23 protein-coding genes are annotated in these 22,772 nt (G+C 61.5%); 20 read left to right on the plus strand and 3 right to left on the minus strand.

Annotated elements, in window-relative coordinates; genetic code table 11:
- Positions 1-170: 170 nt before the first annotated feature.
- Together C816_RS25595 and miaB are read left to right on the plus strand one after the other, a co-directional pair.
- Complete coding sequence (locus tag C816_RS25595) at positions 171-548, plus strand: hypothetical protein (protein ID WP_371254369.1); 378 nt, start codon at positions 171-173, stop codon at positions 546-548.
- A gap of 363 nt (positions 549-911) precedes the next feature.
- Positions 912-2,330 carry a tRNA (N6-isopentenyl adenosine(37)-C2)-methylthiotransferase MiaB gene (gene miaB / locus C816_RS08985; protein WP_016322077.1) on the plus strand — a complete coding sequence of 473 codons (1,419 nt, stop codon included), beginning with the start codon at positions 912-914 and terminating at the stop codon, positions 2,328-2,330.
- Between the two features lie 398 nt (positions 2,331-2,728).
- Here miaB and C816_RS08990 read toward each other — a convergent pair whose 3' ends face one another.
- Positions 2,729-2,974, minus strand: a complete 246-nt coding sequence (locus tag C816_RS08990; RefSeq protein WP_016322078.1) for a hypothetical protein — start codon at positions 2,972-2,974, stop codon at positions 2,729-2,731.
- Positions 2,975-3,061: 87 nt separating this feature from the next.
- Here C816_RS08990 and C816_RS25600 point away from each other — a divergent pair, with 87 nt between their 5' ends.
- From C816_RS25600 to C816_RS09060, 15 genes are all read left to right on the plus strand, one after another.
- The gene (locus tag C816_RS25600) at positions 3,062-3,262 is read left to right on the plus strand and encodes a helix-turn-helix domain-containing protein (RefSeq protein WP_016322079.1); all 201 of its coding nucleotides are present in this window, start codon (positions 3,062-3,064) and stop codon (positions 3,260-3,262) included.
- Between the two features lie 488 nt (positions 3,263-3,750).
- Entirely contained in the window at positions 3,751-6,354 is a 2,604-nt protein-coding gene (mutS, locus tag C816_RS09000; protein ID WP_016322080.1) for a DNA mismatch repair protein MutS, read from the plus strand.
- Between the two features lie 220 nt (positions 6,355-6,574).
- On the plus strand, positions 6,575-7,285 hold the full coding sequence (locus C816_RS09005) for a CPBP family intramembrane glutamic endopeptidase (RefSeq protein ID WP_016322081.1): 711 nt from the start codon (positions 6,575-6,577) through the stop codon (positions 7,283-7,285).
- A 28-nt stretch (positions 7,286-7,313) separates the two neighbouring features.
- Entirely contained in the window at positions 7,314-8,225 is a 912-nt protein-coding gene (locus C816_RS09010; protein ID WP_016322082.1) for an AEC family transporter, read from the plus strand.
- Between the two features lie 127 nt (positions 8,226-8,352).
- Positions 8,353-8,709 carry a hypothetical protein gene (locus C816_RS09015; RefSeq protein WP_207636911.1) on the plus strand — a complete coding sequence of 119 codons (357 nt, stop codon included), beginning with the start codon at positions 8,353-8,355 and terminating at the stop codon, positions 8,707-8,709.
- A gap of 289 nt (positions 8,710-8,998) precedes the next feature.
- On the plus strand, positions 8,999-10,966 hold the full coding sequence (mutL, locus tag C816_RS09020; protein WP_016322083.1) for a DNA mismatch repair endonuclease MutL: 1,968 nt from the start codon (positions 8,999-9,001) through the stop codon (positions 10,964-10,966).
- A gap of 345 nt (positions 10,967-11,311) precedes the next feature.
- Positions 11,312-11,434, plus strand: coding sequence for a hypothetical protein (locus C816_RS25320; RefSeq protein ID WP_016322084.1), 123 nt, complete (start codon positions 11,312-11,314; stop codon positions 11,432-11,434).
- Between the two features lies 1 nt (position 11,435).
- The gene (locus C816_RS09025; RefSeq protein WP_016322085.1) at positions 11,436-12,026 is read left to right on the plus strand and encodes an NAD(P)H-dependent oxidoreductase; all 591 of its coding nucleotides are present in this window, start codon (positions 11,436-11,438) and stop codon (positions 12,024-12,026) included.
- 1 nt (position 12,027) lies between these two features.
- Complete coding sequence (miaA, locus tag C816_RS09030) at positions 12,028-12,972, plus strand: tRNA (adenosine(37)-N6)-dimethylallyltransferase MiaA (protein ID WP_016322086.1); 945 nt, start codon at positions 12,028-12,030, stop codon at positions 12,970-12,972.
- A gap of 57 nt (positions 12,973-13,029) precedes the next feature.
- A complete protein-coding gene (gene hfq / locus C816_RS09035; protein ID WP_016322087.1) occupies positions 13,030-13,260 on the plus strand; it encodes an RNA chaperone Hfq in 231 nt (76 codons plus the stop codon).
- A gap of 197 nt (positions 13,261-13,457) precedes the next feature.
- A complete protein-coding gene (locus tag C816_RS09040) occupies positions 13,458-14,711 on the plus strand; it encodes a biotin/lipoyl attachment domain-containing protein (protein ID WP_016322088.1) in 1,254 nt (417 codons plus the stop codon).
- A 35-nt stretch (positions 14,712-14,746) separates the two neighbouring features.
- A complete protein-coding gene (locus C816_RS09045; RefSeq protein ID WP_016322089.1) occupies positions 14,747-15,442 on the plus strand; it encodes a YggS family pyridoxal phosphate-dependent enzyme in 696 nt (231 codons plus the stop codon).
- 87 nt (positions 15,443-15,529) lie between these two features.
- A complete protein-coding gene (locus C816_RS09050; protein WP_016322090.1) occupies positions 15,530-15,964 on the plus strand; it encodes a cell division protein SepF in 435 nt (144 codons plus the stop codon).
- Positions 15,965-16,000: 36 nt separating this feature from the next.
- A complete protein-coding gene (locus tag C816_RS09055) occupies positions 16,001-16,744 on the plus strand; it encodes a DivIVA domain-containing protein (protein ID WP_016322091.1) in 744 nt (247 codons plus the stop codon).
- Positions 16,745-17,051: 307 nt separating this feature from the next.
- Positions 17,052-17,933 carry an HAD family hydrolase gene (locus tag C816_RS09060; RefSeq protein ID WP_016322092.1) on the plus strand — a complete coding sequence of 294 codons (882 nt, stop codon included), beginning with the start codon at positions 17,052-17,054 and terminating at the stop codon, positions 17,931-17,933.
- A 534-nt stretch (positions 17,934-18,467) separates the two neighbouring features.
- Here C816_RS09060 and C816_RS09065 read toward each other — a convergent pair.
- Positions 18,468-18,686, minus strand: a complete 219-nt coding sequence (locus tag C816_RS09065) for a hypothetical protein (RefSeq protein WP_016322094.1) — start codon at positions 18,684-18,686, stop codon at positions 18,468-18,470.
- Positions 18,687-18,715: 29 nt separating this feature from the next.
- Complete coding sequence (locus tag C816_RS09070) at positions 18,716-19,306, minus strand: TetR/AcrR family transcriptional regulator (protein ID WP_016322095.1); 591 nt, start codon at positions 19,304-19,306, stop codon at positions 18,716-18,718.
- A gap of 273 nt (positions 19,307-19,579) precedes the next feature.
- Here C816_RS09070 and C816_RS09075 point away from each other — a divergent pair, with 273 nt between their 5' ends.
- Genes C816_RS09075 through C816_RS09085 form a run of 3 tightly spaced genes read left to right on the plus strand, consistent with a single transcriptional unit; the run spans position 19,580 to position 22,768 of the window.
- Positions 19,580-20,263 carry a helix-turn-helix domain-containing protein gene (locus C816_RS09075; RefSeq protein WP_016322096.1) on the plus strand — a complete coding sequence of 228 codons (684 nt, stop codon included), beginning with the start codon at positions 19,580-19,582 and terminating at the stop codon, positions 20,261-20,263.
- Positions 20,260-21,717 (plus strand): MBOAT family O-acyltransferase, encoded by a 1,458-nt coding sequence (locus C816_RS09080; RefSeq protein WP_016322097.1) that lies wholly within the window; start codon positions 20,260-20,262, stop codon positions 21,715-21,717. Before C816_RS09075 ends, C816_RS09080 begins: the two co-directional genes overlap by 4 nt.
- A 10-nt stretch (positions 21,718-21,727) precedes the next feature.
- Complete coding sequence (locus C816_RS09085) at positions 21,728-22,768, plus strand: hypothetical protein (RefSeq protein WP_016322098.1); 1,041 nt, start codon at positions 21,728-21,730, stop codon at positions 22,766-22,768.
- Positions 22,769-22,772: the final 4 nt, after the last annotated feature.

Raw genomic sequence — 22,772 nt, forward strand, 5'->3', positions numbered from 1 at the left:
ATCTTACCGTTCCGAAAAAACCGATATTGATCTGCATTCTCCTCGGCGCGGCGGTGTTTACCGGCGTGTTCATGTCCCTGGACGGCGAGTAGATCATCGCCCAGCGGGGCATGGGCAGCGGCAAGCGGGACGCCTTCGCCATCATGATGGCCATCGTCTTCATCCTCGGCATGCTCATCGGCTGGCCGGGCATTGCGATGCTCGTGTTCCCCATCTTCCTGCCCATCACGGACCAGCTCGGCTCTGACCGGCTGTGGCTGGCGGCCGTCACCGCCTCCATGCTCCAGACCTGCTTCATGATCCCGCCCCTCGGCTTCGACCTGTTCTATATGCCAAGGGCATCCTGCCGCCGGAGGTCAAGATCCGGAAGGTCTGCAAGGGCGTCATCTCCTTCATCATTATCATTGTTCTTGTCCCGGTGCTCTGCGCGGTCTTCCCGCCTCTGTCCACCTGGCTGCCCAGCACGCTGGCCGCCTGATCCGCCCGCAGCCGGCTCCCGCAAAGCAAGCGCCAAGCCCGGTCCCCTTTCAGGGGACCGGGCTTTTTGATCTATGATTTCGCCCGGAATTCCTCCAGGCGGCCAGCGAGAGACGTAAGGCCCGCCTCATGCCATACCGTCCACGCGTCTTCCCTTCCACGACCTTGGAACAGGGAGCGAACGCCTGCCATTGGGCGTGTCCCCTTCACAAATTTTATGAGGGGCCAAACTCTGTCCCGCCCCGTCCGCCGGAAACCCGGCGCTTTCGGAAAAACAGGCGGGGACAGCGCCCCGCCCCTGCAAAACCCCAGCCAAAAACAAAATTGCGGACGGTAAAATATGCGGTTGGATACTTCCCCTGCCATTTTGCCGCTTGTACTTTTTCCCCTTTTATGCTACAATAACTCAGTTATAATATCATGATCTGGAGGAGATGGATCTGGAACGGGAAAAGGTGCTGGTACCGGAGGAAAATCTGGCCCGCCAGCGAAAATTTGAAGAGCGGGTCCGGGCCATGTTCGATGCCCGGGAGGCCCACCCCGCCGCCTGTGTGGACACCTTCGGCTGTCAGCAGAACGTGGCGGACGGTCAGAAGCTCATGGGAATGCTGGAGCAGATGGGCTTCACCTTCACCGATGACCCCAAAGAGGCGGATCTGGTGATCCTGAACACCTGCGCTGTCCGGGAGCACGCGGAACAGCGGGTCTTTGGAAACTTGGGCATCCTGACCCACACAAAAAAAGAAAATCCCGAGCAGGTCATCGCCCTGTGCGGGTGCATGGCCCAGGAGGAGCGGGTGTCCAAACGAGTGAAGGAGTCCTACCGCCACGTGGATCTGGTGTTTGGCCCCCACGCCCTGTGGAAATTCCCGGAGCTCCTCTGGCAGGTCTATGAGACGAAAAAGCGGGTCTTTTCCGTGGCGGACGAGCACGGCACCATCGCCGAGGGCATTCCCGCGGTGCGGGAGGACGGTGTGAAGGCCTGGGTTTCCATCATGTACGGGTGCAACAACTTCTGCTCCTACTGCATCGTGCCCTACGTTCGGGGCCGGGAGCGGAGCCGCGATCCCGCCGCCGTGCTGGCGGAGGTTAGGCAGCTGGTGGAAGCGGGCTATAAGGACATCACCCTCCTGGGCCAGAATGTGAATTCCTACGGAAACGACCTGGAGCTTGATTACGACTTCGCGGATCTGCTGGCGGAGATCGACCGGATTCCCGGGGACTATCTGATCCGCTTCATGTCCAGCCACCCCAAGGACGCCACGAAGAAGCTCTTTGACACCATGGCCCGGTGCTCCCACGTGGCAAAGCAGCTGCACCTGCCTTTCCAGTCCGGCAATGACCGCATCTTAAAGGAGATGAACCGGCGGTACACCCGGGCGCAGTATCTGGAGCTGGTGAACTACGCCCGCAGCGTCATGCCCGGGCTGGTGGTGACCAGCGATGTGATTATCGGCTTCCCCGGCGAGACGGAGGCGGAGGCCATGGACACGGTGTCGCTGGTGGAAGAGGTGGGGTTTGACGCCCTGTTCACCTTCATCTACAGTCCCCGTCCCGGGACAAAAGCGGCAGAGCTGCCGGACCCGGCCAGCCGGGAGGAGAAGCAGAAGTGGTTTGACAAGCTTCTGGAGGTACAGAACGGGCGGTCGGCGGCGCTTCACGCCGGGTATGTGGGAAAGACGCTGCGCGTGCTGGTGGACGGGGTCAGCGACGACCCGGCGTTTCCGCTGTCCTCCCGGACGGAGGGGAACAGGCTGGTGCGCCTCACCGGGGAGGAGAGATTGATTGGACAGTTTATCACTGTCAAGATTACTGGGAGCAATACTTGGGCCCTCTACGGGGAGCCGGTGTGACCGCCCTTTGGGCGTGGGCGGGTTTTGCTCGCCCTGACGGGCGGGGGAGATTTCAGCCATGATGATGGCTGGGCAATGCACCCCCCATTTTCTCTTTTCGGTTGCGCCGAAAAGAGAAAACGGGCCGTGCACGGTCCAAAAGAGAAAAGGCGCTGGGGACGAATTTGACCGCAAGGGTCAAATTCGCCCAAGTTACGGGGGCTGGCCTGAACCGGTGCCCATTTGGATTGCCGGTCTTCTGCCGGGTGCGCTTGACAGCGTACCTTGCGGAGGCGCTCTGCCGCATTTGCGACTGCCAACGAGGGTGTTTTGCAGGTTTGACGCAAGGTCCCTAGCGCCGCTTCCCGCGCTTCGCGCATAGTCTGGCTTGAAAGAGAGCTTTTTGTTCTACCGGATTGTCAGCGGTAGATTTCTTTTGCTAATAGAAAGGCTTGGCGGGCCAGTGCCGCTTCGTAGATGACTGCCATTGCGTTATGCTGTTCTTCATATGCTATGAACAGTTCTGCTTGGGATTCTGAAAACGTTTCTTGCAGCGCTTTTTCGGCATGATCCGATCTGGCTTTTTGAAGAAAATATTCTCCATCTAAAAATGTCACCCATTGTTCCTCCAGTTCATTCAGGAGGACATCAATATAATCTCTCATAATTTACTCCATAAAATAGTTGGCAGGCGCGTTTGAGTATGTTTATTATAACATACTCAAACGTACTTGTCAACAGAAAGAGTTCATATGAAATTCTCTGAGCATCTTTTCTCTTTGCGGACAAACAGCGGTTTGACACAAGAAGCTGTTGCAGACGGCGCAAAACTCAGCCTGCGGGCATATCAAAATTACGAGCGAGGCTTACGGGAACCGAAACTGACCGCTCTGATTGGGCTGGCGGACTTTTATGACCTAACCCTAGACGAGCTGGTCTGCCGGAAGCGGTAGAAGCAAAAGTCTGCTCTTCAAGCCAGACTATGCGCGAAGCGCGGGAAGCGGCGCAAGGGACCTTGCGTCAAACCTGCAAAACACCCTCGTTGGCAATCGCAAATGCGGCGGAGTGCCCCCGCAAGGTACGCTGTCAAGCGCACCCGGCAGAAGATTGGCAATTCAAATGGGCACCGGTTCAGACCAGCCCCCGCATTTTGGGCGAAATTTGCCCGCACGGGCAAATTCTCGCCCCAGCGCCTTTTCTCTTTTGGACCGTGCACGGCCCGTTTTCTCTTTTCGGCGCAACCGAAAAGAGAAAATGGGGGGTGCATTGCCCAGCCATCGCCATGGCTGAAATCCACCCCGCCCGTCAGGGCGAGCAAAACCCGCCCCGCCCGAAGGGCGGTACACCCCCGTCCGCGCCCGAGGCGCGCCCCCCCGTCCCGCCCCCGTGGGGCGGCATCCCCCGCCTACTGGGCAGTAATTGACAGAAAGAAGGCGCAGCCATGGCAGAACTCACCCCCATGATGAAACAGTATCTGGAGATCAAAAAAGAAAACCCGGATTCCATCCTGTTCTTCCGCCTGGGCGACTTCTATGAGATGTTTGAGGACGACGCCCGCCTTGCGTCAAAAGAATTGGATTTAACCCTCACCTCCCGGGACCACGGCAAGCACGCAAAGCCGGAGGAGGAGCGCGTCCCCATGTGCGGCGTGCCCTACCACGCCAGCGAGGCCTACATCGCCCGTCTCATCGCCAAGGGCTATAAGGTGGCCATCTGCGAGCAGATGGAGGACCCCGCCACGGCCAAGGGCCTGGTGAAGCGGGACATCATCCGGGTAGTCACCCCCGGCACCGTCATCGACGCCGCGTGCCTGGACGATAAGGCCGGCAACTTCATCTGCGGCATCTACATGGACTCCCGCTCCGCGGGAGCCGCTTTCTGCGACATCACCACCGGCAAGGCCCACCTCACCAGCTTCACCGGAAAGGACCGGGCGGAGCATGTGGTCAACGAGCTGGGCCGCTTCTCCCCGGCGGAGGCCATCTTAAACGACGGCGCCTTCGCCGAGGCCGCTTTGACGGAGGTCCTGCGGGAGAAATTCCACTGCCGGGTGGAAAACGGCGGCCAGCGCCGCTTTCTTTTGAACGATGCGGAGCGAAACATCCGAAAGCAGTTCGGGGACGAGGCCTTCTCCCGCCTGCCTGCCGGCACCCCGGCGGCCGCCATGGCCCTGGGGGGACTGCTGAGCTACTTATACGAAACCCAGAAAACTGACCTCTCCCACATCAACGACCTGGACTACTATGAGCAGGGCCGGTTCATGGAGCTGGACCTGTCCGCCCGGCGGAATCTGGAGCTGACGGAGACCCTGCGGAACAAGGAGAAAAGGGGAAGCCTCCTCTGGGTGCTGGACAGGACCAAGACCCCCATGGGCGGGCGGTGCCTGCGCAGCTGGCTGGAGCGGCCGCTGCTGTCTGTCACCGCCATCCACCGGCGGAACTCCGCCGTGGCCGCCCTGGTGGAGAGTACCATCGTCCGGGAGGAGCTCACCGCCGCCATGGCGGGCCTGGGGGACATGGAGCGCCTTTTAGGGCGCATCGTCTACGGCAGCGCCGGCGGGCGGGACATGGCCTCCCTCCGCGCCGCCATCGGGAAGCTGCCGGAGATCCGGGGGCAGCTCTCCGCCCTCTCCGACCGCCGCCTCGCGGAGCTGACGGGGGAGCTGGACACTCTGGACGACATCGGCGCGCACCTGGCGGAGGCCATCTGCGACGAGCCCCCCTTCTCCGTCCGGGAGGGCGGCTTCATCCGGGACGGCTTCCACGAGGAGGTGGACCGCCTGCGCCATATTTTGAAAAGCGGCAAGGGCGTCATCGCGGAGATGGAGGCCCGGGAGAAGGAAAAAACCGGCATCCGCTCTTTGAAGATCGGCTACAACAAGGTCTTCGGATATTACATCGAGGTATCCAACTCCTTCCGGGGCCAGGTGCCGGAGGGCTACATCCGCAAGCAGACCCTGGCCAACGCGGAGCGTTACATCACCCAGGAGCTGAAGGACCTGGAGCATGAGATCGTCACCGCCTCAGAGCGGGTGGTGGCCCTGGAGTACGAGCTCTTCACACGGCTGCGGGAGGAGATCTCCGCCGCCGCGCCCCGCATTCAGAAGGCCGCCGCCGCCGTGGCGGAGACCGACGCCCTGTGCTCCTTCGCCGCCGTGGCGGTGCGGGGGGGCTACTGCCGGCCGGACGTGGACGAGTCCGGCGTCATTGAGATCCGGGAGGGACGGCACCCGGTGGTGGAGCGGATGCTCAAGGACACCCTCTTTGTGCCCAACGACACGTTTATGGGGGAGAAGGAGGGCCGGGTCTCCATCATCACCGGCCCCAACATGGCGGGCAAGTCCACCTACATGCGCCAGGTGGCCCTGATCGTCCTGCTGGCCCAGATGGGCAGCTTTGTCCCCGCCAGTCATGCCCATATCGGCATTGTGGACCGGATCTTCACCCGCATCGGCGCCAGCGACGACCTCTCCGCCGGGCAGTCCACCTTCATGGTGGAGATGACGGAGGTCTCCGACATCCTCCGCTGCGCCACGAAAAGCTCCCTGCTGATTCTGGACGAGATTGGGCGGGGCACCTCCACCTTCGACGGCATGTCCATCGCCCGGGCGGTGCTGGAGCACTGCGCGGAGAAGACCCGGGCCAAAACCCTCTTCGCCACCCACTACCACGAGCTGACGGAGCTGGAGAACACGCTCCCCGGCGCGGTGAATTACAACATCGCCGTAAAGACCCGGGGGGAGGACATCATCTTCCTGCGCAAGATCATCCCCGGCGGCGCGGACCGCAGCTACGGCATCGAGGTCGCCAAGCTGGCGGGACTGCCGGACAAGGTGCTCCAGCGGGCCCGGGAGGTTTTGACGGAGCTGGAGGCCGAAAACGGAGTACAGTATACGCCCCCCCCCCGCCGGGAGGCGGACCAGGTATCTTTGGACGCCCTGGGGGAGGGGGAGGTGCTGGACGCCCTTCGCCGCTGCCAGCCGGATACGCTGACGCCCATCGAGGCCATGGGGCTGCTGTATGAGCTGAAAAAAAAGCTCTCATAGGGGCCGCCCCCAAAGAAAGGGCATCCCTCTGTATTCCCCCTGCCTTAGAACCCCCCCTGTAAAATCAATGTGGTGCAGACTTCAATCGGACCTGGTATTGATTTGCGGGGCCTGCACCCCTGTGCAGGCCATCCCCCCAATCCCCCAGCTTTCAGAGGCTGTATCCCCATTCTCAGCCGGCTCCATCAAACCCCAAACCCAATACCCCGGAGGGATCATCATGCAAAAGCGAAAATACGGCGCCTATATGTCGTCTGGAGAGCAGATCGCTGGAACGGTGTTTTTCGCGGTTTATCTCCTTGTGCTTCCCTTTGCGGCAAAGCCGCTGTTCGGCCTTGCGGAGCTGCTGCTGGGAATCACCCTCTCCAGCGACATGGAGACGCTGATCTACTACTACATCCTTCTGGCCGTGACGGTCATTATCTTCCACGGCTTTCTGGCCCGGACCTCCCAGCGGCTGCTGGACAATCTGGACGGCGCGGTCAAAACCGTGCTGGCGGGCCTGGTGGCCCTGTACGGTCTCAACGAGCTGGCCTACCGCCTGATCCACATGGCGGTGGGCACCCGTACCAACCTCAACGACATCACCATCTCCGCCCGCGCCGACGGCGCGCCCCATATGACGCTGGTAATTGTGATTTTTCTTGCTCCCTTTGTGGAGGAGGCCCTCTTCCGGGGACTGGTCTTCGGCAATCTCAAGGGCCGGAGCCGGGCGGCGGCGTATCTTACGAGCTGTCTGCTGTTCGCCCTCCTCCACGTGTGGCAGTTCGCCGTGGTAAACCGGGACATCACCTACTTTCTGCTGATGGTGCAGTACCTGGTGCCGGGACTGGTGCTGGCCTGGGCCTACGAGCACTCCGGCACGCTGTGGGCCTCCATAGCCCTCCACGCATCGGCCAACGCCCTGTCCATCTGGACCATGATGGGCTGAATTTATTAAGAGAATCGAGAGAGATACCATGAGTTTTTTTGACACCCTCTGCGAGATGCTGGTAATCCTGTTCGCCATGGCCATGGGCTTTCTGGCCCGCCGCCTGGAATATTTCAACGGCGAGACGGACCAGCGGCTCTCCAAGGTCGTTTTGAATATCACCATGCCCGCCATGATCGTGGCGGCGGTCATCACCGGGGACACCCTGCCGGAGCTGGCGGAGGTCCTGGCCGTTTTGAGGGTGGCGGCGGTCTTCTATCTGCTGGAGATGGTCTTCGCCCTGACCGCTCCCCGCCTTCTGGGCGGCACGCCAGGGCAGAAGGGCGTGTGGCGGTTCGGCCTGGTCTTCGGCAACATCGCCTTTATCGGCTATCCGGTGGCCACGGCGCTGTTCGGCCCGGAGGCCCTCTTCTACGCCGTGATTCTGGCCATGCCCTTCAACCTGCTGTCCTACACCCTGGGACCTTTGATGCTGGTGGGGGCAAAGCGCTTCCAGTGGAAGCAGATGCTGACCCCCTGCACCGTCGCCGCCGTCCTGGGGCTCTTCTTCGCCCTGACCCGCCTCCGCCCCCCGGCCATTGTGGGGGAGTGCCTCTCCTTTGTGGGAAATGTGACGGTGCCGTTGTCGCTGCTGGTGGTGGGCTCGCTGCTGGCGGGACTGCCTGTCGGGCAGGTATTCAAATCCCCCAGGCTCTGGTGTCTTTCTGTTCTGCGGCTGCTGGCGCTGCCGGGAGTGCTGTTTGTCATTCTCCGGGCCTTGGGGACAGCGCCCCTGCTGCTGGGCATCACCGTCATCGAGATGGCCATGCCCGTTGCCGTCAACGGCAGTATGCTGTGCCTGGAGTACGGCGGGGACAAGGAGTGCATGGCCCAGGCCACACTGCTGACCACGGCGGCGTCCATTGTCACCATTCCCCTGATTGCGGCGGTACTGCTGTGAGAGGCTTTGGGGAAGTCCCAACTCGACTTCGTGTTCCCGGTAAAACCTGGTGAATGCCATTGCGTGAAGAGGTATGAAACTCAATATGAGGAAGTGTTTGTCACTTATCATAATTCTAATTTTTATTATGGCTGGGGTACTGTTTGCATTATCTGGGTTTGAAACGAGAGCAGACGTTTATTTACAGGACTTTTCTGTTTCTGAGGATGGATCTGTAATTACCATAGAAACTTCACTTTCCGGTTCTATGGGATATATTAGAGCTATTAAAGCCGAAAAGGCTGATGATGCAATATACTGTTCGTTTTACTGCGCTTTTGGTGGATTGAACAGCAGTATCGGATCAAAAAATCATTTTGAAATCAAATTAGACGAGTCCTCTAGAAAAATATATTTTGACCGGGGTAAGGACGCAGATGATCTTGTGTTGGAAAAGGACACGGCAGCCAATGTATGGGTAGAAAAGAGGCCTGGCATAGAATAATTATGCAGGAGAACCCCATGCCTTAACAGGGGGGACACGAGAGCGAATTGGGGGTCGGGGAAATGGCCCGCTGAGGCCCCAGCGAAAAAAACGCCTGCCCCTCCGGACAGTACATCTCACAGCGCCCCCCAATTGACATTTCCCTACAGAAACAAAGTGGTACAGGCAGAAGGATCTGGCGCTGATTTGTGGGGCCCGCACCCCTGTGCAGGCCATTTCCCCGGCGCAGGCACCCTTTTTTAGATGATTTTCTCAAATTTTCAACGTCCATGCGCAAGGAGGTATTTCCATGCCCCATATCCGCCAATTGGAGAGCCATGTGGCCGACCTGATCGCCGCCGGCGAGGTGGTGGAGCGCCCCGCCAGCGTGGTAAAGGAGCTGGTGGAGAACGCCATCGACGCTGGCGCCTCCGCCGTGGCGGTGGAGATCCGCCGGGGCGGCATGGGGCTGATCCGGGTCACCGACAACGGCTGCGGCATCGCCCAATCGGAACTGCCCACCGCCTTTCTCCGCCACGCCACCAGCAAGCTCCGCGCGCCGGAGGACCTGGGGCGCATCGGCACCCTGGGCTTCCGGGGAGAGGCCCTGGCGGCCATCTCCGCCGTCAGCCGGGTGGAGATCCTCACCCGGCAGAGAGGTGCGGAGAGCGGCGCCTCCCTGCATCTGGAGGGCGGCGTACCGGCGGCCGTGGAGGAGGCCGGTGCCCCGGAGGGCACCGCCATCTCCGTCCGGGACCTCTTCTTCAACACCCCCGCCCGGCTGAAATTCATGCGCAAGGACAGCGCCGAGACCGCCGCCGTGGCCGGCCTCATGCAACATTTGGCCCTGTCCCATCCCGACATCTCCTTCAAGTTCACCAAGGACGGCACGGAGGCACTCCACACCCCCGGGGACGGGAAGCTGGACTCCGCCGTTTACGCGGCCCTGGGCCGCGACTTTGCCCGGGATCTCGTGCCGGTGGAGGGCCGGGGCGGGGAGACTGCCGTGGCCGGCTTTGTCACCGCTCCCCTCCAGGGCCGGGGCTCCCGGTCCATGCAGATCTTCTTTGTCAACGGGCGGTTCATCAAGTCCCAGCTGCTGACGGCGGCCCTGGAGGAGGGCTACCGCAATCAGATCATGAAGGGCAAGTTTCCCGGCTGCGTGCTGTCCGTGACGCTGCCGGTCTCCGCCGTGGACGTCAACGTCCACCCCGCCAAGACCCAGGTGAAGTTCGCCCGGGAGCGGGAGGTCTTTGACGCGGTGTACCACACGGTGCTGGACAGCCTGGAGAGACAGGGCGGCCCGGTGTCCGCCCCGGCCCCGGCAGCGGACACGGCGGTAAATCCCCGGCAGGATTTCTTCCAGGCCATGGACGCCAAAACCTACCGCCAGCAGGGGAGCGGGCCCGCCCCGGCGGCGGAGAAAAAGGCCCGTCCGGTTTGGAATACGGAGTGGAAGGCCCCGGCGAAGCTCTCCGACAGCCAGAGCGGGACGGCCTACCGCACCTCCGGCAAAACGCCTGCCGTCCCCAGCGGGGGCAGCCTCGGCGCGCCGCCCTCGGTGGTCTCCCGGCCCCCTCTGCGGGAGACGCCCGCCGCTCCGCCGCCCAGGCCCCCGGAACCCCCGGCAGCGCCGCAGGCGCCCCGGCGTCCCTCCGTGCCCGCCATCCCGGCGGAGCGGCCGGAGGGCCAGCAGACCCTGGAGCCGGCGGAGGAGATCCCCTGGCGGCTCGCCGGGGAGGTGCTCAACACCTACATTGTTTGCGAGAGCGCCGACGGGTGCGTCTACCTCATCGACAAGCACGCCGCCCATGAGCGGGTGAACTTCGACCGGCTGAAATCGGCCAAGGTCCCGCCCATGCGGCAGACCCTGCTCCAGCCCCTGGCGGCAGAGCTGAGCCGGGAGGACGGCACGCTGCTGCTGGACAATCTGCCCCTGCTGGACCAGCTGGGCTTTGGCTGCGAGGACTTCGGCGGCGGAGCCCTGCTGGTGAGGGAGGTTCCGGCGGACCTTGACGCGGCGGAGATCTCCGCCACCCTGGAGGAGCTGGCGGAGAACCTGCGGACAGGCCGCTCGGCGGAGGAACGGCGGGAGAATCTGCTGCATACCATGGCCTGCAAGGCCGCCATCAAGGGCGGCTGGACCAGCGACCCCGCAGAGCTGCGGGTGCTGGTGGAAAAGGTGCAGAGCGGCGAGGTGAAATACTGTCCCCATGGGCGGCCTGTGGCGGTGAAGCTGACCCGGTATGAATTGGAGAAGATGTTTAAGAGAGCCTGATCCCAGGCCCTTCTTTGGGGGATCTGGGGTACCGGGAGATTTAGGGAGGCTTGGGGAATGGCCCGCACAGGGGTGCGGACCCCACAGGGAAGCTCCCTGCTCCTATAAGATGACAATCCCACTATGTGTCTATATTTTCTGTGGCCATATTTTTTGTGACTGTATGTTCTGTGTCTCCATTTTCTTGCTGGAAGGTCTGCAGACAAAGTGGTACAGGCGGCCCGGAGAAACTGGCACTGATTTGTGGGGCCTGCCCCCTGTGCAGGCCATTCCCCCAACAACTGCCTGCCCCCATTCAGCTATCCGCCACTCAATCACACCCATCTCAGACAGGAGGAACTCCAAATGGCAAAAAAAGACCGGCGGTTTACTGAGCGCTGCCGTCAAAACACGATGTCCGCCGGGACCAAGCCCCTGCCGGACCGGGCGGAAATCCCCGTCATCACCGCCGCATTGAGTGAGGATTGATATGAGACTTTTATTGATTGACGCCTGTGTCAGCCAGCGGGGCCCGGCCTCCCGGACCCGCCGTCTGGCGGATGCCTTTCTGGAGAGCTTCCGGGCGGCCCGCCCGGAGGCGGAAATCGAGACGGCGGCGCTGGAGCGGCTGGACATCATGCCCTTCACTCCGGAGGCCCTGGACCGGCGGGACGCCCTGGCCAAAGCGGGGGAGTTCGGCGCTCCGGTGTTCGCCCTGGCCCGGCAGTTCCAGCAGGCGGACAGGATCGCCGTCGCGGCCCCCTTCTGGGATCTGAGCTTCCCCGCCGTCCTGCGGGTCTACATCGAGCACATCTCCGCAAACGGCCTGACCTACCACTACGAGTCCGACGGCTGCCACGGGGACTGCCGGGCCTCCCGGCTGGCCTATCTCACCACCGGCGGCGATTTGGAGCGGCCGGAGAGCCTTGGCGTGCTCTACTGGAGGCAGCTTGCCGCCATGTTCGGCATTCCCCGGTTTGACCACGTGTTTGCCGGGGGCCTGGACCTGGACCCCTCTCAGGCTCCGGCCATTATGGAGGATGCCTGCGCCAGGGCCCGGGCTCTGGCGCGGGAGTTCTGACATGGGACGAAAAATCGTCTGCGTCGTAGGCCCCACGGCCTGCGGCAAGACCGCCCTGGCAGTGGCGCTGGCAAAGCGGTACGGCGGCGAGGTGGTCTCCGCCGACTCCATGCAGATCTACAAGGGGCTGACCATCGGCACCGCCGCCCCCACCGAGGCGGAGATGGACGGGATTCCCCACCACATGGTCGCCGTGGCGGACCCCGGCGAGCAGTGGTCCGCCGCCCGATACGCCCAGGCCGCCATTCCCGTCATTGACGGTATTCTGGCCCGGGAGAAGCTGCCCATCCTGGCAGGCGGCACCGGGCTGTGGCTGGACGCCGTGGTCAGGGGCCACGGCTTCGCCCCAGGCGCCGCCGGGGGCGAGGTCCGGCGGCAGCTCCAGTCCCGGCTGGATGGGGAGGGCATTGGGCCTCTCCTGGCGGAGCTGCGGCAGGCGGACCCGGATGCGGCGGAGCGGCTGCATCCGTCGGATGAAAAGCGCATCCTCCGGGCCCTGGAGGTCTATTTGGAGACGGGGAAGACCATCACCGCCCACAACGAGGAAACCCGCGCCCTGCCGCCCCGGTACGACGCCGTGTGGATCGGCCTCCAGTTCGCCGACCGGGAGGACATGAAGGCCCTGATTGACCGCCGGGTGGACGCCATGGTGGAGCGGGGCCTTTTGGAGGAGGTCCGCGCCCTGCTGGGGCGGGGCCTTCCCCGGGACGCCACCTGCATGCAGGCCATCGGCTACAAGGAGTTCCTGGGGGTTCTGGAGGGCAGGCGCACGGAGGCAGAGGCCATTGCGGAGGTAAAGCTCCGCTCCCGGCAGTACGCCAAGCGGCAGCTGACCTGGCTGCGGCGAAATCCGGCCATCCACTGGATCTATTGGGAAAAAAAGCGGGATTTTGCGAAAGCCCTACGGATTTCGACGGAAATCCTGTCCGCCGCTGGCGTATCCTAGGTTCAGGGCGGACCGTACATAGATTTGTCCGCCACGAAAGAAAAAGGAGCGGACAGTATGCAGACAAAAGCCAATTTACAGGACATCTTTCTCCTCAGGGCCAAGCGGGACAGGCTCCCGGTCACCATGTTTTTGATGAACGGCTTCCAGATGCGGGGCGTCATCACGGGCTTTGACGCCTTCGTGGTGGTTCTGGACAGCGACGGCAGGCAGCAGGTCATTTACAAGCACGCGATCTCCACCATCGCTCCCGCAAGACCCGTGGAGCTGGCGGAGACAGAGGGCTGACAGCCCCCGAAGCACCACTGCGCAAGGCCCTGTATTCACAGCAGGAGGATGCAGGATTTTCTGGAATTTTTCCGCCAGGCAGGGAGATTTTCCTTGGCCATATGACGTATGGCCGGGGAAGGCGACGCGGTATGTCGGGAAAAGACCGCCGGGACAGCGTTCAACAGTTGTAAATACAGGTTCTAAGGAGACCTCCTATGAAGAGTACCTCACTGGCCACACGAATACTGATGCTGCTGGTATGCCTGGGCGTGGCGGCCTATTTCGGCTACCAGTCCCTGCGCTATCTGGACGACCCCCTCACCACCACCGCGGCCTACGGCTATACGGTGGACGAGACCATCTCTGCCTCGGGCTACGTGGTGCGCAGCGAGCGGGTGCTGGAGGACAACGACAGCGGCCTGCTGCGGCTGGCCCGGGCGGAGGGAGAGCGGGTCAGCGCGGGAGGCGCGGTGGCGTCGGTCTACGCCGACCGCGCCTCCCTGGACCGGCAGAGCGAAATCGACGCCCTGGAGGCCAGAATCGAACAGCTGGAGTATGTCCAGAGCGCCTCTCTCAGCTACGAGGCCTCCGCCAAGCTGGACAGCCAGATTGCCCAGGACCTGCTGGCGGTGCGCGCCGCCCTGGCGGCCGGGCGGCTGGATACCGTGGAGAGCCGCGGCGGCGAGCTGCGGGCCCTGGTGATGAAGCGGGACTATACATACTCCGGCGGCGACCTGGACGAACAGCTGGAGTCCCTGCGGCAGGAGCTCAGGGACCTGCGCCGTCAGTCGGCGGGGTCCACCCGGCGGATCAGCGCCCCGGTGTCGGGACTGTACTCCGCGGTGGTGGACGGCTATGAGGCCGTGCTGACGCCGGAGAGCATCCAGGAGATGTCCCCCTCCCAGCTCAGCGCCGTCCAGCCGGACAGCGCCGTCAGCTCCCATGTGGGTAAGCTGATCCTGGGGGACAGCTGGTACTACGCCGCCGCCCTGCGCGCCAATGAGATCAAAGACATCCAGGAGGCCGGCAGCATCTCCCTGCGGTTTTCCAAGGACGTGGCCCGGGACCTGGACGTGACCGTTCAGTCCGTGGGCTGGGAGGAAAACGGGCGGTCCGTGGTGGTCTTTCACGGAAAATACGACCTGGCCCATCTGACACTGCTGCGCCAGCAGAGCGCGGAGATCATCCTGAACACCATGACCGGCATTCGGGTGCCCCAGGAGGCGCTGCGGGTAGTGCCCTGGCCCGTCTCCGACGGGGAGGGGGGGACCCAGGAGGTCCAGACCACCGGCGTGTACTGTGTGGTGGGGGTGAAGGCCGTCTTCAAGCCGGTGACGGTGCTCTACAGCGGGGAGGGCTTCGTGCTGGTCCGGCCCGCCTCCTCGGAGAAGAAGCGAATTTTCCGCTCCGGAGACGAGGTCATCGTCACGGCCAGAGATCTATACGACGGAAAAGTTGTAGGAGAATAAAGAAATCAGCTGAAAAAGAGAGGATTGGAACGTCTATGTCCATTGCGGAGAATATCGCCCGGGTGCGGGCGGAGCTGGCGGACGCCGCCAGAGAGGCCGGCCGGAGGCCGGAGGAGATCCTTCTGGTAGGGGCCAGCAAGATGAACGGCGCAGACGCCTGCCGGGAGGCCATTGCCGCCGGCATCGACGCCCTGGGGGAAAACCGGGTTCAGGAGATGGTGAAAAAGCTCTCGGAGAACGCCTACGACGGCGCGCCGCTGCACTTCATCGGCCATCTCCAGCGCAACAAGGTCAATAAGGTGGTGGGACACGTGTCCCTGATCCAGTCCGTGGGCTCTCTGGAGCTGCTGGATGAGATTGAAAAGACCGCCGCCCGGCTGGAGCTGCGGCAGGACATTTTGCTGGAGGTGAATATCGGCGGCGAGGCGGCCAAGAGCGGCTTCGCCCCCAAGGACGCCGTCGCGGCGGCGGAAGCCGCCCTGTCCCGGGAGCATGTGCAGGTGCGGGGCCTGATGACCATCCCCCCTGCGGACGCGGACCGGGAGGCCAATATGCGCTATTTTCAGGAAGTTCATACACTTTTTGTTGACATCAACGAGAATTTGTTCCATAATGAACTAAAGTATCTCTCCATGGGCATGAGCGGCGACTATGCCGACGCCGTCCGCGCCGGCGCGACCATGGTCCGGGTGGGCACCGCCATCTTCGGCGCCCGGGACTACACCCTGTGACCGCCGTCTCTCGCCCGGCGCGAAGCCGCCCCGGGGCGGGCTTTGGAATACGATCTTGCGCTCAAAGCGCACTGAGGAGGCTTTGCCATGAGCATTATCGACGAGCTGAAAAAATGGACCCATCCCTATGAGGATGAGGACGACGACTTTGAGGAATTTGAAGAACCGGTCCGCAGGGACGAGTTCGAGGACCGCCGCAATAAATACGACGACCGCCGGAACAAAGTGGTGAACATCCACGCCACCACGCAGCTGAAGGTGGTGCTGGTGAAGCCGGAGCGGTTTGAAAACGCCTCCGAGATCGCCGACCACCTGAAGGACAAGCGGACGGTGGTGCTGAACCTGGAGTCCACCAACAAGGACATCGCCCGCCGCCTGATCGACTTTCTCTCCGGTGTGGCCTACGCCGGGGAGGGCAAGATCAAAAAAGTGGCCGCCAATACATACATCATCACGCCCTACCACGTGGACATTGAGGGCGATCTCATCGACGAACTGGAGAACAACGGGCTGTATTTTTAAGAGAACAGAGCAGCGCCGACAGGGGGTATTGCTGGAATGCTGACACCGCAGGAAGTCTCCTCCCACGCCTTTACCAAGGGGTTCATGGGCGGATACAACATGACCATGGTGGACGAGTTTTTGGACGAGCTCACCGACGACTACACGGCGCTGTACAAGGAAAATGCGGCGCTGAAAGCCAAGATGAAGGTTCTGGTGGAAAAGGTGGAGGACTACCGCGCCACGGAGGACTCCATGCGCGCCACCCTTCTCACCGCCCAGAAGATGGCGGACTCCATCGTCCGGGAGGCCGAGGCCCGGCGGGACAACCTGCTGGCCCAGGCGGAAGCGGACGCCCGCGAACGCATCGCCCAGATCCAGCGGGAGGTGGAGGCGGCGGAGGAACGCCTGCGCCAGGGACAGCGGGAGCTGGCCCAGTTCATCTCCGCTGTCCAGAAGGTGTGCAATCAGGAGCTGAAATTCCTGGAGGAGCTCCCCCAGCTGCCCATTTCCGCGCCGGCCGCGCCGGTCCAGGAGATCCGGGAGCCCGCGGCGGCGGCCTCCTTCCAGGAGACGCCCGCCCCGGAGCCGGCGGAGGCCGAGGATACGGCCCCGCCCGTGTCCGCCCCCGGAGCCGTGGAGATTCCGCCTGCGGCGGCGCCCGTCCCGGAGGAGGACCCCTATCCCGAGGGAGACCCCTTCGCCAAGGAGCCGGCGGAGCCGCTGGAGGCCACCCGCCGCATCAAATTCGACAAGCTGGACGACCTGAAATTCGGCCCTAACTACACCAGCGGAACATAGGCCGTGTTGGAAAAGCGGCAGAATGCCCAACTGGCGGATCTCCTTCCGCCTTGCCCGGCGAAAAAAATCCCTCGCCGCCGGGGCATTCCGCCATGTATAAACAGGGCCTGTCACAATCTGTAAATTGACGGACAACGAACCGCTAAGAACGGCGGTCCCCTGCAGCCGTTTGTACGGTTTTGTCCCTGCAGGGGACGCTCCCTGGGCGCCCTGTCCCCCCAGTCATCAGCAATTTTGAATCCTATAATCTTCTCAAAAAGCGGTTCTAATGAAATTAGAACCGCTTTTTCCAAAGGGAGGAACCGCTATGGCAAAGCAGCGGCCCATTATCGCTTTTTTGTACGACTTTGATAAGACGCTTTGTACCACCGATATGCAGAACTACGCCTTCATCCCCAGCCTGGGCATGACCCCGGCGGAGTTCTGGGCGGAGGCCAACGGCTTCGGCCGCCGCAACCGCATTGACGGGATTCTGGCCTATATGTACACCATGCTCCGGGAGGCGGAGCGAAAGCGCCTCCCCTTCACCCGGGCGGACCTGGTGGACAAGGGGCGGGACATTGTGCTCTTCCCCGGCGTGGAGGACTGGTTTTGCCGGATTAACGACTACGGCACAACGCTGGGCGTCCAGGTGGAGCACTACATCATCTCCTCGGGCCTGCGGGAGATCATTGAGGGCTCCTCCATCAGCGCCGAGTTCAAGGAGATCTACGCCAGCGAGTTCTACTATGACGAAAACGGCGTGCCGGTGTGGCCCAAGCTGGCGGTGAACTTTACCGCCAAGACCCAGTTTGTCTACCGGATCAACAAGGGCGTGCTGGATGTGTCCGATGACAAGACCCTCAACGACTCCATGCCCGACGACAGCAAGCGGGTGCCCTTCACCAACATGGTCTACATGGGAGACGGCCTCTCGGACGTGCCCTGCATGAAGATGATGCGGGCCTACGGCGGCCAGGCCATCGCCGTGTATCAGGAGGGAAACCGCCAAGGGGTGGAGGACCTGCTGGCCAAAGGCCGGGTGGATTTCATCTTTCCGGCGGATTACAGCGAGGGCACGGCTCTGGACACCACGGTAAAGCACATTATCCAGAAGATGGCCATCGCGGACCTTCTGTGGGAGGAGAATGTTCAGCAGCTGCGCGGCATCGGCGGAGATGTGCTGCCCAATCAGGTGGGGCTGTTTTGAGCGGTTCCCGAAAATAATGAGAAAAAGGAAGCAAGGACGGGGATTGCAGGACAAGGCGGAGGACGCAGGCGGGCTGACGCCCGGCAAGAACATTTAACGCAGAGTGGCAGAAAAAGATCCACCGTTTGGGCGTTTTGACTTTTTTCAAACAAGGCCTAAGCACCAGCGATTTCACGGATCACGGTTTGAAACCAGAAGTTGGGCATGATTACTCATCTCACCAAATCAACATTTAATGGATGACATTTCGGATGAATACGAGAGATACAAAAGGACTTATATGAAGTTAAGGATTTTTACCCCCGCAATCGTTCTGAGTTTGAGCTATTTGTTATTTGTGAATTTTTGTAATATACCGCAGATCCTGCTGTTTTGCATTTTGGGAACGGTTATATTGGTGCCAATGGAGTTATCCATCATTTTATCTGCAAGCAAACGGGAAAATGGCGTATATTATGTATAAAAGTGCATTTGTTGGGCAGGAAAAACCGCCGCTATGGAAAATACTAATCATCGCATTTAAGGGAAGGGGCACTAAAAAAATAATTGAACGGCATGGTTGAGTATCAGCAGAACGCCTGTCCCCATAAAAATCCACGATAATTTTTTTCTCTTTTCCTTTTCTCTTTGAGAAAACAGAAACAGCGCAGCCGCACCCACAAGACCGATACCTGCGGCCAACGATACAATGGATATAATGCGCATGGTCTCCGGGGTTGGAACAGGAACAAAGTCAGGAATGGGAAAACGCATATCACAGCCTCCTCTTCACTATGAATTTCTCACTGAAAAATTCTGGACACAAGTATATCCGTCATGCAGTCAAACACAGCAAAATAATCACACGTGACGGAAAGGGTTTCTTTCGCGCTGATCGTCGCCAGCAGGGCGCTTAAAATCCCAAATGCCTGGGACTGCTCCATTTTCAGGGTGAGATTGGCCGCCTGGACGGCTTGTCTGAAAACCGCAAAGCTGTCAAGCTTGATTTTCCTGATGGCTTCTTCCGGCAGCTTTGCAATGAAGGCCTGAAAATCCGGCGTATTGACATGATACAAAAACGGCTTGCTGTCATATTCCCGGACCAGGTCCTTCATGGACTGCGCAAATCCCGCTTTGGTCTGCTGACATCTGTTGATTTCAAGAACCCGCTCTGTCAGCCTCGACTGAATATTTTCAATTGTTTCGAGAAATAAATCCTCCTTTGCGGGGTAGAGGGTGTAGAATGTGCCGATGGAGACCGCCGCCTGACTGCACAGATTTTTGACACTTGTTTTTTTGTATCCCTGCGCAATCCAGCATTCCTCGCACAGCTCTCTCAACCTCTCGCGGACAGCCCTTTTATCGGCTTCCGACAGCACTGGCTTTGACGGCATAAATCTGTACCTCCCGGCAAAATATCATTTGCGAATATTCGCTAAATATATTCGCAAGTAAATGATAGCATCTCTGCCTGTACCTGTCAAGGGAAAGTTTAGCGGCGCATAACTGCCGGCAGCTTCGCTCCGCACGATTCGCGGCCTTGTCCATATCAGAGAAAACCGCAAAAGCGGGCGCTCTGCGCCCGCTTTTTCTCTTTACAAACGGTATCGTCTTTGGTAAACTATACCCTGCGTATTGAAAAGATCCCCGAAAAGGAGAGAGAATTTATGGCTTCTGAATTTTCACGGACGCTGTCCCTGCTGCGGCAGGAGCGGGGCGTCTCCCAGCGCACCGCCGCCGGGGACCTGGGTATCTCCCAGGCCCTGCTGAGCCACTATGAAAACGGCATCCGGGAGCCGGGCCTCTTATTTGTGGTGAAGGCCTGCGACTACTACCACGTCTCCGCCGACTTCATCCTGGGCCGGACCCTGTCCCGGGAGGGCAGCATGCTGACCTCCGAGGAGATTTTGAATGCCGCCGAGCCGGGCAACGTGCTCCAGGGCAGCATCCTGGCCACCCTTCAGAGCAAGCTGCTCTCCGGCGCGGTGGGGGTGCTGTTCGGCCTTCTGGGCAAACTGGGGGACAAGGCCGCCATCAACGCGGCGTCGGACTATCTCTCCAGCGCCGTCTACCAGCTCTACCGCCACCTGTACCGCTCCGCCGGGGCCAACGAGGCCTATTTCTCCCTGGACCCCGCCGCCTGCACCATGGGGCTGGCCGGGGCGGACATGAAGCTGTCCGAGGCCAGGTACGCCCGGGCCCTCCGGGGCCAGACGGCCCAAAAGGCGGAGTTCCCGGACCTCAGCAGCCAGGCCATCGCCGACGCCTATCCCGGCCGCTGCCAGAGCCTGACCCAGATCCTCAGCGCTGCCGACGCCCGGCTCAGCGCCCTGTCTGAGAGCAAGTCATGAGCTTTCAGTCCTTTGGCTTCTGGATTTTTCTGGGGCTGTCGCTGGCGCTCTGCCGCCTGTTCAGCGCCTTTGCGGAGGCGGGCGCGGGCTTGAAGCCCTCTCTCCGCAGAGCCGGTCTCCGGACCTTTTCTCTGGCGCTGGTCAGCCTGGTATTCTACATCCTCTGCTGCGATGGCAGCGGCCAGGCCCTGCTGCCGCCTTCCGCGGGGATGCTTGTCTCCTGGTCTGCGGCGAAGTACCTCCAATCCGGAAAACCGCACCGGCAAGCGGTGTTTTTACTGGCGGCAGGGTGGCAGGTGTGCGTCCTGCTCCTGTATAAATACGCCGCCTTTTTCACCGGGGGCCGCTTTTCCCTCTCTCCCGTGCCGCCGGGAATCAGCTTCTTCACCTTCCAGCAGCTGTGGTTTCTAAAGGAAATCTATTCCGGCGCCTTCACCCTGGTCCCGGATAGACGAGGCAGCTTTGTCCTGTATTCCCTTTTCTTCCCCACCGTCACCTCCGGCCCCATCTGGAAGCCCCAGGCCTTCTTCCCTCAGCTGGAGGGCAAAAGGGCGGACGGGTCGAACTTTGCCCCGGCGCTGTACGCCATCTCTCTGGGAATGGCAAAAAAGGTGCTGCTGGCGGACCCCCTGGGCACGGTGGTCGCCAACGGCTGGGCGCTGGGCGCGGACATGACGGCCCCCGCCGCCTGGGTGGTGATCCTGGGGTACAGCCTGCAATTGTATCTGGACTTCTCCGGCTACTGCGACATCGCCTCCGGCTGCGCCCGGCTGTTCGGCATCCGGGTTCCCGTGAACTTTGACTCCCCCTATCGGGCTCTCAGCGCGGGGGAGTTCTGGAAACGGTGGCACATGACGCTGACCGCGTTTTTGCGGGAGTGTGTCTATATCCCCCTGGGCGGCAGCCGCCGGGGGACGGCGCGGACCTGCGTCAACATCCTGATTGTCTATCTCATCAGCGGCTTCTGGCACGGGGCCGGCTGGACCTTCCTGGCCTGGGGCCTGCTCCACGGACTGGCCCAGGTGATAGAGCGGCTCTGGCCCGGACGGGAGCGGCTGCCCAAGGCCCTCCGGTGGGCCTTGACCTTCCTCTTTGTAAATCTTGCCTGGGTGTTCTTCCAGGCCCCTTCCCTGGCCGCGGCAGGGTCCCTGCTGCGCGCCGCCGTCCGCGGCGGCGGGGGATTGCCCCTGGAGCAATTGGCGGCGGGCGCGTTGGACAGCGAGGCCACGGCCCTGCGGACATTGCTGCCCTTTGCCGCCAAGGCGGTGCCGGGGCTGGTGCTGGCGGCCCTGTTCGCCATTGGGCTGGCGGTGTCTCTCCAGCGGCGGAGCGTTGTCCGGCGGATGGAGGATTTCCGGCCCACGCTCCCCAGGGCGGCGGCCTGCGGCATTCTGCTGGCCTGGGCCGTGCTGTCCTTTTCCAGCACAGCCGCATTCATCTATTCCAACTTTTAGGAGGGCGGCCATGAGAGACGTAAAACAGCGCTGGGCCGCCGCGGCGCTTGCGGTAACGGCGCTTTTGCTGGCTCTGTGCGCCGCCGCGGTGTATCTGGTGGACCCCTTCTTTCACTATCACGCCCCGGACCCGGAGGGGGAGGTCTGGTTTGACCAGCGTGCCCAGGGAGCGGGCCTGCTGCGGAGCCAGGAGTATGAGACCATTCTCCTGGGCTCCTCTCTGGCGGCCAACTACCGTCCTTTCTGGTTCGACGTGTTCTATGAGACCTCCACAGTAAAGATCACCTTCCCCAACGGCGGCTTCCGGGAGTTCAGCCAGGCCCTGGACTACGCCACCACCCGGCAGAACGTAAAGCGGGTGATCTTCGGCCTGGACCCCAATCTCCTCTCACGCAGCCCGGCGGAGGAACCGGACCAGCTGCCGCAGTATCTCTACGATGACAATCCCTGGAACGACGGACAGTACCTTTTGAACAAGGACGCCCTTCTGCGCTCTGTCTACACCGTGCTGAAAAAGGCCCAGGGGGAGACCCAGACGCTGCAGGACGCCTTTGTATGGGACGGGAACGTGTCCTTTAACCGGGAGGAGGCCCTGGGGGGCTATGAGCGTCCGGGGACCCGGGAGGCGGCAAAGCCGGCGGACTGGTTCCGGGAGAACTGCGCGGCCAACCTGCGGGAGGTCACCGGCTGGCTGGAGCGGTATCCGGACACGGAGTTCATCTTCTATTTTTCGCCGTACAGCATTCTCTTCTGGGACAAGGCGGACCGCCTTGGGGAGACAGAGGCGGTGTTCGCCATGATGGACGAGGCGACGGAGACCCTGCTGGGCTATGGCAACGCGGAGCTGCAATTTTTTATGGATGATCTGGAGGTCATCACAAATCTGGACAACTATGCGGACCACATCCATGTGGCGGGGCGGGTCACCTATCAGATGTCCAAGGCCATGAACACGGGGGAGTACCGCCTGACGGCGGAAAACCGCCGGGAGAGGCTGGACGCGCTGCGGGAGTTTGTGGTAAACTATGACTATGAGCGTATTTTTGCATAATACA

Origin of the sequence: Oscillibacter sp. 1-3 (assembly GCF_000403435.2) — a bacterium.
Taxonomy (GTDB): domain Bacteria; phylum Bacillota; class Clostridia; order Oscillospirales; family Oscillospiraceae; genus Oscillibacter.